Below are 16,416 nucleotides of genomic sequence, written 5' to 3' on the forward strand. Positions count from 1 at the left end.
AATGGGCTAAGTTGTTCATCGATGTAATTTAATTCTGTAGGCAAAAGAAGAACCTCTCACTAAAGTGCGAGAACCTTGATGCTTCGCATTGATATGATTGGGCGAAGTGGACCGACAAGCAAAAAAGAGAGCAAAAATTAATTTGCTCTCTAAAATTATTTTAATCAATTTTTGTATCGTTTCAACGATCCGTCGCCAAACAGAGTTTGTAGGAAAAAGAAGAACCTCGCACATAAATGTGCGAGAACCTTAGTGCTTCGCACTGATATGATTGGGCGAAGTGGAGATTTTTGGCAAACGGAGCGTACATATAGTACGTGAGTATTGACAAAAATTGAACGAGCTCAAGGGCTCATTTTAACACAAACTCTTATACTAGCATAAAAAAGAAGGCTTCCGCCTTCTTTTTTATGCTAGTGAACCCATCGGATCCCACGGTTTTAGTACAATTGGACTCTTCTTATAATCTTCTTGTTCTTTCTTAGTTAAATACTTCTTATTAACTACGGCTTGATATACAAAGCTATCGAACCATGCATCACTCATAACGAAGTGGCCTTTGTAGCCGAAGTCGTCGCCCCATGAGTTTTCGACTTTGAATCTGACTGGCTTAGTGCCATCCATTTCAACGCCTGTAAATGTCATGGCGTGTGTCATTAGTGAGTAGCCATAATCAAGACCATCTTCTTTAGAAATTTCTAGATCGATGTCGAATAGTGTTTCGTAATCGATTACGTCTTTAGCAAGTGTTGCTCTCTTGTCGTCTTTTTCGCCTCTATACATGTCTTTACCTACGTCGCAGCCGAACCAAACTGGCATTCCGTCTTGCAATTGCTTAACGATGGCTTTCTTTAGGTCTTCAACTTTTAGGTTAAGGTGCTTAACTTCTTTGCCTTCAACGATGTTGCCAAGGTATTTGATTGTGAATGTCTTGTTGAATGGCTTATCCTTTGTTGGTGCGTTTGTGATTGAAACGAAATCGTCAAGATTTAGTCCAACATATTTTTTGAAGAAAGATTGTGGTGTCAAATTCTTTTCTTCGATAAGTTTGTCGTCTTTGTCATGTGCAATGAAGTCAAATGTTTCTGGAAGCTTACCAAGTGTTGCTGTTAACACATTAAATACGTCTTGTAGAGCAGCTTCTTTAAGTGCATTTACTTCTTGTTTGCTCTTTCCTTCTTTAATTGCTTCTCTTAAAGTAACTGTATTTTTTCTAAGTATCTTTGAAAGGTACTTATTTAGCTCTCTTGTGTTTGATGAAGCGATTGTTTCTGGATAAACGTATTTTGGCACAAGACCATATTTATTAACAATGTTTACAAACATATCCCATTGGCCGCCATCACATAGTGGGTCGCCCATAAGGTATTGCATTACTCTATCTTCTATCGGTTCATCTGCCTTTTCGATAACTGTTTCGAAGTAGTAGTTACTTCTTTCTAATTTATCAAAGAAGAATGGATAGCTTTGTGATAATTCAAAATTTTCTAATTTATATTTTTTAATGATGACATTTCTCATAAAGTTTAGTGAAGCAAACATCCAGCATCTGCCTGATGCCTTTTGGTTACATACGTCACCGTTATTGATATCGATGTTAAACTTATATGGATTTTCTTTAATTTTGTTAATGTCTGTCGCTACTTTTCTGATACCGCTTTGAACTGCAGCGTTCATTGCAACGATATTCTTCTTGTCAGCTAAAAATTCTTTTTCTAATTCATATAATTTATCTGTGCTTAATTGTCTCATCTTCTACCTCCTATAGCTCCCATGGCATTAGCTTGATTGCTTCTTCATCAAATGCTGCAAGCTCTTGTGCGTTTAGGTATTTTTTCTTTGGAATGATTTCGAATGCATAGTTATCAAACCAAGCTTCATCCATAACTAGGTAGCCTCTGATGCCAGCTTTTTCGCCCCAAGAGTTTTCTACTCTAAATTTAAGTCCTTCATCAGTTCTGTCGTAACCAACTATAACCATGGCGTGAGTGGCAGCGCTTTCTTCAGTTTCCATACGTTCTACCTTTGTTTGTTTTGTGTCAATATTAAATAAACTGTCTCTGTCAAGTAAATTATATACAAGGTGACCAGTTCCGTCGCCGTCACGTGATACGAATGAGTCCTTACCTACGTCACAAGCAAACCATACAGCTTCGTCCTCATCAAGCATAGATAGGACTATGTCCTTCATTCTTTGCATTGAAACGTTTAGATATTTTAGTGAACCACCAATTCTTTGTTGAATGTAGTCTCTTTCATAAACCTTGTTTTCTTCCTTGCCCTTGCCAGGATAGTTACCTAATTCAACGTATTCATTCATATCATCAGCCATAAATTCTCTGTAGAAATCAATAGCTGTGATATTTCTTCTCTCAATAAGTTCATCGTCCTTATTTTTTAAGATTAAATCAAATCTCTTTGGAGGTACGCCTAAAGCGATGGCTGTGATCTTGTAAACATCTTTAAGTGCCTTGTCTTTAATCTCGTCTATCTCTTCATCAGTCTTTGCATTTCTAATGTCTTTAGCAGCTATCTTTAATCTTTTGTCTAAAACAAAGATTAAACTGTCAGTTCTCATAACATCAGCTGTGTCTGGATAAACATATTCAGGTACTATACCATATTTGCTGATTAGTCTTGCAAATGTTGTCCACCAAGCTCCGTCATCAGCAGCATAGAAGACAACGCCTCTATTTAGCCTATCGTCAAGGTCTTTGTCCTTAAGTGCGATAACGTCTTCAAGATATTGATTAGCTCTTTCAAGCTTATCGAAGAAATATAGATACTTGTGTGAAAATTCAATATCACCAAGCTTAAATTTCTTCATCATATTTACTCTGATAGTGTTAAGACCAGCAAACATCCAGCATCTGCCAGATTGTCTTTGGTTAGTCATCTTACCTATCTTGATAGTTTTTTTGAAAACATCTGGGTTTTTATTAAGCTTTGCATAATTTATGGAAGCGTCCATAATGCCAGCAGATGCTATCATATTTTGTGCTGCCTTGCTAAAATCTTCATCATAAGACTTTTTGAACTTAGCAAGAACATCTTTTGTAATTGATTTTTGCATATTGTCCTCCTTTATATATAAAAATATTTCATCTCTCGTAATAATTATAACTCTTTAAAATATTTTTTGCAAGATAATTACAATAAAAGAGCATATTTAATTTTAAAAATGGAGGGACCATAAGTCCCCCCTATATATCCAGCCGTATAAATAAAACTATTTAGATCCTAGTTCTCTGTCTATAGTAATCTTTGCTGCGATGTTATCGCCCGCAAGTGTGAAATTATCTACGATATCAAGAGCAAGTTCTTCTTCTTCGATTTGTTCGTTGATAAATTGATGCATAAAGATTTCAGTTGCATAGTCATCGCTCTTCTTAGCTACGTCATGAATCTTGTAAATTCTTTCAGTTACTTTATTTTCATGATCTAAGATGATCTTAGCTACTTCTAAAGGTTCTTTTACATCAAAGTTTTTCATTTCGATAGGCATTAATTCTGGTTTTGCATCACGTTTTTGAATAAACTCGATGAATTGATCAGCATGAGCTAGTTCTTCTTTGTAGTGATTAGCAAGCCATTTTGCATAACCTTTGTAGTTTTCTCTTTCCATAGCGATGGAAAGGTTTAGATAAATATAACCTGAGTATAGCTCAAAGTTAATTTGTTCGTTTAATGCGTTTAATACTTCTTTCTTCATTTCTTTTTCCCTCTTTCAAAAGATTTTTTAATTATACGGCCGAATAACAAAATAATTATATGAAGAAAGCCGGCACAAACCGGCTCTTCACATATTATATTAATTAAGCTTCTTTCTTATCGTTTTTCTTCTTAAGCCACTCTTCATAGCCCTTTTGGAGCTCTGCGTTTTTCTTATCGCAGTCACATTTGTGAGAGCAGCCTGCACAGCCGCCTTGTTTTATTGAATTTTTCACTCTCTTTATACCCAAGAAAGCAAAAATTAAAACAAGAGCAACTATAATTATATCAATTGCTTCTGAGGCCTCTTCAGCGGCACCGTAATCAAGCATAACTTTTTCAGTAAGCTTAGTACCGCGGAAGATCAAGTTACCAACTTGGTTAACGATTAACGCTAAGACATAAGCAAGTCCTGTTTGGAATCCTGCTGTGAATAAGGTGTCTTTAACGTTACCAAGCTCTCTTTTCATTGCACCGATAGCTGCAAAACAAGGGGCTGCAAACATTGTAAAGATAATGAATGCAAAAGCGCTAACGTAGCTGAAGTAGATAGGTGCCTTGGAACCAACAGTTGCAAATGTAGCAACTACAACTTCCTTCGCAACAAGGCCAGTTATAGAAGCAACAGCTGGTGCCCACGAATCACCAAAACCTAGAGGAACGAAAATGTATCTTAATGCACTACCGATCTTAGCTAGCATTGAGTCTTCGATTGCGTCTCCTAAGAACTCAAGTCTGAAGCTAAACCTTTGTAGGAACCAAAGTGTTAAGCAAGCAAGTAAGATAACTGTTCCGGCTTTGATGATAAAGCTTCTGCCCTTTTCCCACATATGAATAACAACATTCTTAAATGTTGGTATTCTATATGGAGGAAGTTCCATAACGAAAGGAGCAGGGTCGCCTTTAAATCTATTAGTGCGTTTTAAAATTATGCCTGCTATAATAACAACCACTATTGAAATAAGATAGATAAGTGGAGCGATCCAAGATGCGTTATTGAATACTAGGGATATAAACATAGCGAATATTAGTAATTTTGCTCCACATGGAATAAATGGTGTTAATAGTATAGTCATACGTCTGTCTGCGTCAGACTCAATGGTTCTAGTAGCCATAACGCCAGGGATTGAACAGAGCGTACCTATAAGCATAGGTATGAAACTCTTACCAGATAGGCCGAATTTTCTAAATAATTTGTCCATGATAAAGGCAACTCTCGCCATATAACCTGAGTCTTCTAATAAAGAAAGGAAGAAGAAAAGTAGCATAAGTTGCGGAACAAATGTAAATATCGAACCTATAGGTTGAACGATACCGTCATTGACAAGCGATGTAACAAGTTCAGAAGCGCCTAATTCAGGAAGCTTTGTAGTTATAAAATCGCCAATGTTTTCAAAAGTAGTTTCGATGAAGCCTATGCAATAATCTCCTAGGTTAGAGATTGATACATAATATATAAACCACATAATAGCCAAGAATATTGGGATAACTAGGAATCTGTTTGTAACAATTCTGTCAATCTTGTCAGATAAAGTAAGTTTCTTTTCGCTTGACTTTTTAACAATTCCTTTCATATCCTTTTGAATGTTTTTATATCTTTCACTTGTGATGATTGATTCAGAATCATCATCATCTTTTTGAAAATGATATTGTTAGTCTATGCTAACTATTAAATTATACACCGCTAACTTGTAAATGTCAATAGTATTTCGCAAATATATTCTTATAACAAGCATTTATAAATTTTATTTATAGTATTGCATCTTAATATAAAATTTTCATATAAAAAAGAGACCTTAATTGGTCTCTTAAAAATTAATATTCATCTCTGCGGCTCTGTCATTTAACCAAGATGGAATGGTAAGTGTTTTTCTAACAGATTTATTACCTTTGTTAAGGTTAACATCTGCTCTAATTATGCTCACAAAAGAGTTCTTGTCTGTCTTTATAGACTTAATGTCACTTGGCGGATTAAGCTTCTCACCATCTTTAAGCATTTCGAATAAGTGAAGCTCTAGAGCTAGAGTTGCATCTTCAATAATTTCATCTATAGTGTCGCCTTGAGCATGACAGCCCTCTACGTCTGGAAACTCTTCCCATGAAGCGTTTTGTCAAGTACCTTTTCTTATTTATTGACGCCTTATTTTGAACAGCAAAAAACAGCAAACCTGTTTGATTTGCTGTTAATTAAACCGATACATAATATTAAATGATAACTATCTTTAATACAAAATTTTTGAACGATAGCTATTTCTTCAACTCAAGTCAATCAAATAATTATTTACTAGATAACTTAAATTGTTCTTCTTTCTTATCAAAACTTAGTAAATAGTCTTTTCCTCTTTCAACATTAAGCTCCACTTTTGCAGGTCCCCATGTTGTAGTAACGTTTTTATGTAACACTCCAGGTCTAGTATATGTGTAAGTTACTTCTAAAACAATATCTCCTGGATCTGCACAAACTATATACTTTGCTTTTTCATTAAAAATAGCAGCTTCACCACTGATTACTCTAGCATATAATTGTTTTTGAGTGATTACATTATTTCCGGAAGAAAGCTCAATTTTCACCGCATTAGGATGTACAGCTAACCATTTAGTCAAGGCATTTTTGTTCATTTTAATTGACACAAACGAAAAAACAGCCGCTAATATAAAAATTGCAATCACAACATAGGCATATACTCCCATTGAAAAAAATGCTTCTAAATATTTCTCCATTTTCATTCTCCTTTTTAATTATTTTTATTAACATCATTTAACTTAATTGTTTTGCTTTTTACTCCAACCACTCCTAAATCTTCAATAAGTTCATTATATTTTCTTTTTCCTAGCGAAGATAAATCAAACATTTCCTTATTACCATCTTCTGTATAAATATATAAGAAAAACGAGTCATTGTTTCTTTGTTCTGAAGAAATATGAACTTCATTTAGATTATAGTTAAATTCCTTTTTCCCATCGTTTATCGATAAATCATTTCCATTTATAATTATTTTAGTTCTCAATTGCCTAAATATACTTATTACAACCAAAATAATGATGATAGAAGATATAATAATTGCAACTTTATATCCTCCAATTACTCCGGAAATTAAAAATGCAACAAGCGCTCCAAAAATCATTATTATTAAATTATAAATAAACGCAACTAGGCTTCTTCTATATATTTTCTCCAAAATCAACCGTCCTTAAAGTACAATAATGATACTAACGTATATCTAATTTTAAGCACAAAATTACGTATAAATTATATATCTTTATATACAAAATGTCAATATTATTTTTTCACCATGCACGCAATATTTATTCATATTTCTTCACTCAAAAATTCGTTTAGTATCATACTATTATTTTAATTTTATTCGAATTTTATACCTCTAACTCTTTCTTATTTACCTGTGTTAATCCTCTTTTCTGATATGGATATGGTGGCGATGATAAAGACTTCCTAATAAAAAGAGACCACTTAAGGTCTCTTATATAATTATCCTGCTATGGTTTTTAATTCCTTCACCATATCAATCCTTTTAATCTTCCTTCTCTCAATCCATTGACAAAGTATAAAGACTACAACTGTCATCAAATAGCTTGTTACAAAAACTCTCACTGGTACTGTTACTTCTAAATATGCGTCAAACTTTTGCATTGCTATAAAATAAAAATATTTAACGAGTTTATCTAGGATTGGAATTAGTATTATTTGAAAGATTATTAGCATGGCAAAGCTTGTGTTTACATAAAATTTCGCGACTTCTTTATCTTTATATCCAAAAACTTTTAGATAGGTCATATTGAGTTTTGCTTTGTCTATGATGAGCTCTGTTACCATGAGTATCAATATAAAGAAGAATGCTACGGCAACTAGCTGAATCATGGTGAAAACAGCTGAGAATGAATCTAAAAAGTGTCTCATGAATCTCGACATTTCTTTTCTATCTATATGTGTAAGTAGATTTTCTTTAGTAATTTTTAACTCTTTATCGCTAAGATAAGCGTTGTAATAATCACATTCTTTGCCGATAATTTTATTTAAAATCTCTCTTTTTGTAAAAATTTGGAAATAATTATTGGTCTTATCTATGTCCTTGACCACAAGATATTTTTCTTCTGTATTGTATGGCTCTCTAATCTTAATTTTATCGCCTATTTCGTAGTTAAATCTCTTTGAAAGACCAAGGCTGATAACTACTTCATCACCTTTAAGGCTTTTTACATCAATCTCATCATATTTTGTATCAGCGTCTATGCCATAAGTTTGGACTTTTTCCTCATCTCTTTCAAGTAGTTCAACGCTTACTAAGCTTATCTTGCTCGCATCTAAATCATCCATATCGCTCTTGACAATGTAGGTGTGGGCGTATTTCATCTGATTTTGCATATCATCAGCATATTTTGTAAATATGGGTTCGGCGGAAACACCAAAGATGAGTAATAAATTTGCTATAAAAACGCCAAAAAGCAAGGAAACGTAGCTAAATTTATTTGCAAATATAACTCTTAATTTAAATTTATTTATAAAATTCATATTTTTTAGCTTAAATCTACTTCTTGTTTTTGCCTTTTTAAAGTTTTTTCTCAAGAAATCAACTGGTCTCATCTTAAGGCTCTTTGCTATAATGATGTAGTTGATCACAAGATATAAAACTAGTGGCATAATTGATGTTATCAAAAAGGAGCGAAGTGTGATATATGGCTCAAAGACTGGTAAATCATAGGATTGATAATAAACGTTTGCATATATTTTATACACACGAAGATAACTTATCGCATTTCCCGCTATTGACGCAATTATTACTATGAATAGTGGCATTGCCATGTAATTTAAAAGAAGCTCTCTCTTTTTATAGCCTGAAGCAAGCAAAGTTCCGATGATTGGCGCTTCTTCTTCGATGATGGATTTAACTTCTGCGCTCGAAATGAAAGCGATTGCAATGAAGAGAAGTGCTGTAACTATGCTCATTGTAGGTACGTCGCCGCTCATGTCATCTGCAATGTATGTGATGCACTTGTTGTCAAAGCGTGTGACAGCGTCAACCACAAGATTATCCTTGTTAACTATCTTGACTATATCTTTTAATTTTTCTCTCGCATCTTTTTTATTTAAAGCCTCGTCTGTGTGATAAGAGTAAAGATATTTCACTTTAGCGTCCTTCATACCGTCAAAAGCTTCTTCAGATATAGTCGCTATGCCGAAGTGACCTGTGTCCATGGTCAAGTCGTTTCTATTTCTAAGTGCTGAGGAGTAATCAGGGAAGGATGCTAGTGAAGACACTTTAAATTTTTTATTTTGTATAGTGATTTCATCACCAATATTTATTTTATTATTTCTAGAATAATTAGCAGAGATGTTTATCTCATCATCTTTTTTAGGCAAAGCACCTTGAAATATTTGTGCTTCGTTTATATCTTTTCTATTTTTAAAAATTCTTAAAACTTTACCACTAGCTACTTCTTCTTCAAAATAATAATTTTCATAAAGTTTTACACCAATATCTTTTATCTCATCTTTTGCCTCATCGCTAAGCGCATAAATTGCTTCAAACTCGCCATCTTCAACTTTTCCATTAATTATTTGCTTATTATAAAGCTTTTCAACTGATTCTTGTGAAATGAAGAATGACGATGCGAAGACAACTATAAAAGTAAGTGCTAGCAAGATGGGTATGACTTTTAAAGGCTTGTATTTAAACTGCCTGTAAATACGTTTATTAATAGGACATCTCATCTACCAAGTCACTTCCTTTGCAGAGATTTTCTCTGTATTTCTCTCTACGCTCTTGATGCTGCCGTTATGCAAGGACAAAATTACGTCGCTCATCTTGGCAATCTGTGTGTTGTGGCTCGCGATGATGACTGTGGCGCCGTATTTTTGATTAAGTTTTTCGATTAAACACAAAACATCTTTTGCGCTCTCATAATCAAGTGCTCCAGTTGGTTCGTCGCAGATAAGTAATTTCGGGCTCTTAATCATAGCTCTTGCAATCGATGCTCTTTGCGCTTGACCGCCAGAAATTTCATTTGGGTACTTGTACTTGTGCTCATCAAGTCCTAAGTCCTTTAGAAGCTCGTCTATATCAAGCGGCTCCTTCGATAGATACTCACCCACTTGAACATTCTCAAGAAGATTAAGGTCGCTGATTAGATTATAGAATTGAAAAACAAAACCAAGGTAATCGCGCCTATAATTTTCAAGTGCCTTCTTTGACATAGATTTAAGATCCTTATCAAATACACTTACATCGCCTTCGTCAATAGTTTCGATCCCACCTAAAATATTTAATAAAGTTGACTTGCCAGAGCCAGATGGACCTAAGACGCAGATGATCTTGCCATCTTCAAGTTCAAGGTCTATGCCCTTTAATACCTCCACCCTATTGTCTTTTGTGCCGTAGTACTTATGCAAATTTGAAATTTTTATCATATAAACACCTCATTTCAATATAGTATTATAATTATTGAAATAACCTTTCAAGATAATAATAGCACAATTTTTGGTTAGCGTCAACTAACTTTTTTTATATTTTTATTTTTTCCACACAAAAGGCCTAAGGAAGTGTATAAACAAAATACATTCGGACATTGGGAGGCAGATACAGTTGTTTCAGGTAAAATAAACAACTATACTTTAAAAAGCAAATATTGTTTTGTTTCTCTTGCAGAGAGAAAGACAAGACTATATCTAGTTAAATTAATTCCAGATCGAAAAGAAGAAACAGTTACTAATGCTATCATAGAATTATTAAAAGACTTGCCAAAAGGAGCTGTAAAAACAATAACTTGTGATCGAGGAAAAGAATTTGCTGGATGGAAAAGAATTGAAGAAGAATTAAATACTAAAATGTACTTTGCAGATTCGTATTGTGCTTGGCAGAAAGGAACAAATGAAAATTCTAACGGTTTATTAAGAGAGTTTTATCCTAAACATATGGATTTATCTAAGACAAACGAAAGAGAAGTTCAAAATGTTCTTAAACTTCTCAATAACAGACCAAGAAAATGCATTAACTATAAAACACCTCAAGAGTTATTTGATAAGTATTTATGTGAATGTTGCACTTGATTTGACAAATTATCTCACTAAAAAATCGTGCTGACAGAAGTTTCATCTACTTCTACCAACACGATTTATTATAGAACCTTTTTATCAGGATTAAGGTTGATACACAAATTTGTTTACAGACCCGGGTCACCTTATTTAATTTGGTAGCTCTTTTTAATTGTATCATATTATAATTCTTTTATATTTGTACAAAGTATAAAACATAGTTTATCGTTTATTGGCTAGCTTTCAAAACCATAGTAAATACAGATCCACTTGGTATATTATCCGTTACACTTATTTCGCCACCATGGGCCTTAACTATAATCCTACAAAGATATAAGCCTAGACCTATACTCCTCCTGCTATCGATGATTTTGTTATTAGCCGAATAGAATTTTTGGAATATTTTTTTCTTATCGGTATCCTCAATTCCTTTTCCATTATCTGCCACTTGGATTATGACTTTGTTTGCATCTTGGTAGGCTCTTATATTGATACTTGACCCTTCAAAAGTATATTTTATAGCATTATCTACAAGGTTTATGATGACTTGTATTATTAACCTCACATCCATATCAGCCATTAGGTAGTCATCATCTATATCAACAGTTATATTGTGATTTTTTTTATCTCTGCTTACATGCTTTAGGGCCTCTTCTATGACTTCTTCAACCATTTGTGGCTCTATTTTTAGTTTGCTTTTACCTTCTTCAACTCTAGTTACTGAAAGTAAATTTTCTATAAGATTCAGTAGCCACCGTGAATCATCATAAATATCTCTATATAGCCCTAATTTCATTGTTTCTGTTAAGTTTTCCGAATTATTAAGTAGTATATCAGAATTTCCATAAATAGTTGTTAGGGGCGTTCTTAAGTCATGGGAGATTGATCTTAAAAGATTTGTTTTCAATTGCTCATCTTTTATTCTCAAATTGGCTTCGTTTTTATCTTTTAAAATTTTTTCTTTCTCTAAAGCCAAAGACATATCTCCAAGGATTGCTAGTAAAATTTTATTTTCTACGGAATCTAGCCTATCTTTACCCAAATGTATACCTATAACCCCATACACACTTGTATTAAATCTGATTGCATAATATAAGTACTTGGCATCTGGCAAATATTCTGTGCCAGCACCTGCACTTTTGTTTTTGGCAAATACCCACTTTACTATTTCTAATTCTTTGAGAAATTCTTTATCAGCATCCCTAAAATCATCCTTGAAAATTAGTGGATCCTGAATTTCCCCATCTACTATATCGTAATAAACTATATTTCTATTTAGTAGGTTTGATAATTGATTACAGCCTGTTTCTATGATTTCGTGTTTGGATATTTTAGTCTGTAAAAGTTGATTTGTTTCTAACAAAAGCTTTGTTATATATGTCATATTTGATGAGTTCTTTGCATTTTTTCTTATCTTGCTTGCTAGCTTACTTGTCAAAAATGATACTATTAATAAGACTAAAAAAGTAATAATATATTCAGGATTAGATACTGATAAACTTAAAGTTGGCTTAGTAAAACAATAATTAAAGGCTAATACGCATATTACAGATGAAATAAAACTCACTAATTCATCATAAGTTACAAGGGCAATAAAAAATACACCTAGTATATAGATCATTATTATATTTGCATCACTATAGCCAAAATCATAAAATATATAACCTATTAGAGTGCTGATTGCTAGTATTATAAAAGCAATTAACAAATCTTTTGATATATTTTTGTTTTCTTTAAATCCATAAGTTTTGACCTTATCATTTATTGGAACAGCGTAAATATCTATTCTGTCAGATTTTTTTACCACTTGATCATATATGCTGGTATTTAAAGATAATAGCTTAAAATCATTTCGGTTTTTTCCTATTACAATTTTTTTTACTTTATATAGTTTTGCAAAGTTTACTATTTGGCTTGCTATATCGTCATCATATATAATCTCAACCATGGCCCCCATGTTTTCCGCTAGACTTAAATTGTCTTGTAGGTAGTCATTGTCCTTTTTTTCCTGAAACTTATCTCTATCAGATACATATAGAGCAATTAGTTTAGCTTTTTCATTTTGAGCTATTTCATTGGCTTCTTTTATTACCTGAATATTAGATTGGGATTCAGATATACACACTAATATCAAATCTCTATCAATTAAATCCATTTATTTCATCTTCCCCCAATTTATTGATTCTAATCATCTTGTAGCCAACTCCAACATGAGTTTGGATATACTTATCGTCAGTTAATTTTTCTATCTTTTTTCTAAGAGAGGTCATATACACTCTCAAAGAAGAGAGATCAGATGCTAGGTAATTGACCCAAATGTTTTTTAGGATGTATTGATGTGTGAGAACCTTGCCAACATTTTCTGCTAATAAACATAATAAACTATATTCTATTGGCATTAAATGTATTTCTTCACCTTTAATAAATACGCTTCTCGAAGGATAATCTATTCTTATATCTCCATTTTCAAATGAAATTTTGTCTTCAACACTATTATTTTCAGCATAGTTTATTCTTCTTAAGGTTGACCTAACTCTTGCAAGAAGTTCATCAACATTAAATGGCTTGGTCAAAAAATCATCTGCCCCTGCGTCCAAGGCTTCTATTTTATCTTCATCATTGGTCCTAGCGCTAATTACTATAATTGGAGTAGTCGAAAAATCTCTGAATTTTTTTATTATTTCTATTCCATCAATGTCAGGCAATCCCAAGTCAATAAAAACTATGTCATATTTATTTGAAGTCATTAGCTGTAGAGCATTTTTACCATCAATCGCTAGGTCATATTCATAATCATTTATCTGCAATGTTGTTGATATCAAGTTTCTCACAGCTCTGTCATCTTCTACAATTAATATTTTTATATTTTCATTCATATATACTTACCTTCTTTATAGCAAAATATTGGTCAAATCATCCTAGGCCTCAAGTTATGATTACCTGAGGCCTTATATTACAATATTATTTTTTCATTTCACTTACTAAGTCTATGTTTAGTTTCAATACATTTACAGTTTGTTCGCCAAAGATTCCCAAAGCTTTTTCACTAGTATTTTGTTTTATCAGTTGTTCTAAGTTTTCTTTGGAGAGATTTGTATTTTTTGCTACTCTATCAACTTGTAATTGAGCTGCTTTGACAGAAATGTGTGGATCGAGACCTGAGCCTGATTGGCTTATGATGTCTTCAGGGATATCTTCTTTTGATACAGTAGGATTTTCTTTAATAAACTTATCTATATCTTCGTTAATTCTTTTCTTTAGGTTAGGGTTACTTACTGCTAAGTTTTTACTACCAGAAGCTAATCCATCATACTTGTCTCCATCTTCATAGACATTGTAGTTAATAGCTGATGGTCTCGAATGAAATAATTTTGGATCAGTAAAATCTTGACCTATTAATTCTGAGCCAACTACTTCATCTCCCATCTTTATTAAACTTCCATTAGCTTGTTTTGGAAAGATAATTTGTGCAAGTACCGTCATTAAAAGTGGATATATAATACCACAGACTATAAATGCAAATATTGTAACGAAAAAAACTTGTTTATATTTTTTAATAGTTCTCATTATAACTCCTTAAACTCCTTAAATTACTTAAATTCCTAACATTCCAAGTAAAGGAAAAACTAATATATCTATTAGTTTTATACCAATAAAAGGACAAATCACTCCACCAAGTCCATAAATCAACATATTCTTTCCTAACATTTTTGAAGCTGACATCGGTTCATATTTAACACCCTTCATTGCCAAAGGAATTAGACAAGGAATAATAATTGCATTAAATATTAGTGCTGAAATAATAGCACTTGATGGACTATTCAATCCCATAATGTTCAATACTTTCATTTGAGGTATAGCAAGAGTAAATATAGCTGGTATTATAGCAAAATATTTAGCAATATCATTGGCAATAGAAAATGTTGTCAAAGAGCCTCTGGTTATAAGTAGCTGTTTACCAATCTCTATAACTTCCAATATTTTGGTTGGATCTGAATCCAAATCAACCATGTTTGCTGCTTCTTTTGCTGAACTTGTACCAGAATTCATTGCAATACCAACATCAGCTTGAGCTAGGGCTGGAGCGTCGTTGGTTCCATCTCCTGTCATGGCTACAATTTTACCTAGGGCTTGTTCTTTCTTTATGGCTTCTATCTTATCCTCAGGTTTACATTCTGCTATATAGCCGTCAATACCAGCTTCTGCTGCAATTGTAGCTGCAGTAAGAGGGTTATCTCCAGTACACATTATAGTTTTGATTCCTATTTTTCTAAGTCTTTCAAATCTTTGTCTTAGTCCTGGTTTTACGGTGTCTTTTAAATAGATTATTCCATAGATTACATTGTCTACACAAACTACTAGTGGTGTTCCTCCTAGTTTAGATATACCTTCTACTTTTGCTTGCAAATCACCTGGTACACTCCCACCTTTTTCTGTGACAAATTTTATGATGGATTCTCCAGATCCCTTGCGTATCATGACACCATTTTTTAAATCAATACCACTCATCTTGCTTGAAGCAGTAAATTCTACAAAAGACGCATCTTCGTAATCTGCTGGATTAACTTTAGAACCCAATTTTTTTGCAAGTTCGACTGTAGATTTACCTTCAGGGGTGTCATCTTTTAGTGATGATATCATGGCATATTCTATTAAATCTGATTTGTCGATTCCATCGACATTTATAAAATCACTAGCTAACCTATTTCCAAAGGTTATTGTTCCTGTTTTGTCTAGAATCATTGTATCAACATCACCACAAGCTTCTACAGCCTTGCCTGACATTGCTATGACATTGAATCTAGTAACCCTATCCATACCAGCTATACCGATTGCGCTAAGTAATGCACCAATTGTAGTAGGGATTAGGCAAACCATTAAAGCTATCAATGTAGAAACTGAAATTTTTACATTAGAATAGTTAGCTATTGGATATAGGGTTATGATAACTATCAAAAATATAATAGTTAAGGAAACCAACAAGGTATTTAGAGCAATCTCATTTGGTGTTTTTTGTCTAGAGGCTCCTTCTACAAGAGATATCATCTTATCCAAAAATGATTCACCAGGATCTGAGCTTATACGAACTTTAATCCAGTCTGATACAACAAGTGTACCTCCCGTCACTGAAGAAAAATCTCCTCCACTTTCTTTAGTTACTGGTGCGGATTCACCAGTGATTGCAGATTCATCAATACTTGCTATACCTTCAATTATTTCACCGTCATTAGGGATTATTTCGCCTACTTTTACTAAAACTACGTCTCCTTTTTTTAGGTCATTACTAGAGATTTCAATTTCTTTTCCATCATCTAAAATTTTTCTAGCCTTAGTATCCTTTTTTGTTTTTTTCAATGTCTCTGCTTGTGCCTTTCCCCTACCTTCAGCTACGGATTCGGCGAAATTTGCAAATAGTAAAGTTATAAACAAAATAATGGAAACAAGCATATTATATTTACTTGCATTGTCGCTTCCATCATATATCAAATTTGGGAAAAAAGCAAGCAATAGACAAATTATAAATCCAATTTCTACTACAAACATTACAGGGTTTTTTATCATATACTTAGGATTTAATTTTAAGAATGCCCCTTTAATAGAAGTCTTCATTATATCTTTACTTACAAATTTTGTTTTCTTATTAACCATATTTCCTC

The 16,416-nt window shown here is 33.1% G+C and carries 13 protein-coding genes and 1 pseudogene; 1 reads left to right on the forward strand and 13 read right to left on the reverse strand.

The genetic code is table 11. The features are described from left to right. Nucleotides 1-408 precede the first annotated feature (408 nt). The 9 genes and pseudogenes from AC2UOP_RS04980 to AC2UOP_RS05020 all read right to left on the reverse strand — a co-directional run bounded on the left by AC2UOP_RS04980 (nucleotide 409) and on the right by AC2UOP_RS05020 (nucleotide 10,135). The gene (locus AC2UOP_RS04980; protein WP_484832853.1) at nucleotides 409-1,752 is read right to left on the reverse strand and encodes a C1 family peptidase; all 1,344 of its coding nucleotides are present in this window, start codon (nucleotides 1,750-1,752) and stop codon (nucleotides 409-411) included. 10 nt (nucleotides 1,753-1,762) lie between these two features. Next, nucleotides 1,763-3,073: a C1 family peptidase gene (locus AC2UOP_RS04985; protein WP_484832854.1), complete on the reverse strand. Its 1,311-nt coding sequence runs from the start codon at nucleotides 3,071-3,073 to the stop codon at nucleotides 1,763-1,765. A 156-nt stretch (nucleotides 3,074-3,229) separates the two neighbouring features. Continuing rightward, a complete protein-coding gene (locus tag AC2UOP_RS04990; protein ID WP_070599532.1) occupies nucleotides 3,230-3,712 on the reverse strand; it encodes a ferritin in 483 nt (160 codons plus the stop codon). 103 nt (nucleotides 3,713-3,815) lie between these two features. Beyond that, complete coding sequence (gene feoB, locus AC2UOP_RS04995; RefSeq protein WP_484832855.1) at nucleotides 3,816-5,285, reverse strand: ferrous iron transport protein B; 1,470 nt, start codon at nucleotides 5,283-5,285, stop codon at nucleotides 3,816-3,818. A 234-nt stretch (nucleotides 5,286-5,519) separates the two neighbouring features. Beyond that, nucleotides 5,520-5,789 (reverse strand): annotated as a pseudogene (locus tag AC2UOP_RS05000) (type II toxin-antitoxin system HicB family antitoxin); the annotation flags it as partial. Nucleotides 5,790-5,988: 199 nt separating this feature from the next. Then, nucleotides 5,989-6,432 (reverse strand): hypothetical protein, encoded by a 444-nt coding sequence (locus AC2UOP_RS05005; RefSeq protein WP_019214207.1) that lies wholly within the window; start codon nucleotides 6,430-6,432, stop codon nucleotides 5,989-5,991. Between the two features lie 14 nt (nucleotides 6,433-6,446). Next, nucleotides 6,447-6,890: a hypothetical protein gene (locus AC2UOP_RS05010; RefSeq protein WP_215492087.1), complete on the reverse strand. Its 444-nt coding sequence runs from the start codon at nucleotides 6,888-6,890 to the stop codon at nucleotides 6,447-6,449. A gap of 308 nt (nucleotides 6,891-7,198) precedes the next feature. Further along, entirely contained in the window at nucleotides 7,199-9,439 is a 2,241-nt protein-coding gene (locus AC2UOP_RS05015; protein WP_484832856.1) for an FtsX-like permease family protein, read from the reverse strand. Next, a complete protein-coding gene (locus tag AC2UOP_RS05020) occupies nucleotides 9,440-10,135 on the reverse strand; it encodes an ABC transporter ATP-binding protein (RefSeq protein WP_019214204.1) in 696 nt (231 codons plus the stop codon). Between the two features lie 96 nt (nucleotides 10,136-10,231). Between AC2UOP_RS05020 and AC2UOP_RS05025 the strand changes: the two genes are divergently transcribed. Further along, a complete protein-coding gene (locus AC2UOP_RS05025) occupies nucleotides 10,232-10,774 on the forward strand; it encodes an IS30 family transposase (protein WP_106018260.1) in 543 nt (180 codons plus the stop codon). 214 nt (nucleotides 10,775-10,988) lie between these two features. Here the strand turns inward: AC2UOP_RS05025 and AC2UOP_RS05030 are convergent, their stop codons facing one another. The 4 genes from AC2UOP_RS05030 to kdpB all read right to left on the reverse strand — a co-directional run bounded on the left by AC2UOP_RS05030 (nucleotide 10,989) and on the right by kdpB (nucleotide 16,408). Continuing rightward, nucleotides 10,989-12,914: an ATP-binding protein gene (locus tag AC2UOP_RS05030; protein ID WP_484832857.1), complete on the reverse strand. Its 1,926-nt coding sequence runs from the start codon at nucleotides 12,912-12,914 to the stop codon at nucleotides 10,989-10,991. Beyond that, complete coding sequence (locus AC2UOP_RS05035) at nucleotides 12,901-13,635, reverse strand: response regulator transcription factor (protein ID WP_249242708.1); 735 nt, start codon at nucleotides 13,633-13,635, stop codon at nucleotides 12,901-12,903. Before AC2UOP_RS05035 ends, AC2UOP_RS05030 begins: the two co-directional genes overlap by 14 nt. An 85-nt stretch (nucleotides 13,636-13,720) precedes the next feature. After that, nucleotides 13,721-14,326 carry a potassium-transporting ATPase subunit KdpC gene (gene kdpC, locus AC2UOP_RS05040; protein WP_484832858.1) on the reverse strand — a complete coding sequence of 202 codons (606 nt, stop codon included), beginning with the start codon at nucleotides 14,324-14,326 and terminating at the stop codon, nucleotides 13,721-13,723. A 27-nt stretch (nucleotides 14,327-14,353) separates the two neighbouring features. Further along, nucleotides 14,354-16,408 (reverse strand): potassium-transporting ATPase subunit KdpB, encoded by a 2,055-nt coding sequence (gene kdpB / locus AC2UOP_RS05045; protein ID WP_484832859.1) that lies wholly within the window; start codon nucleotides 16,406-16,408, stop codon nucleotides 14,354-14,356. Nucleotides 16,409-16,416 lie beyond the last annotated feature (8 nt).

This window comes from Fenollaria sp., assembly GCF_057222035.1.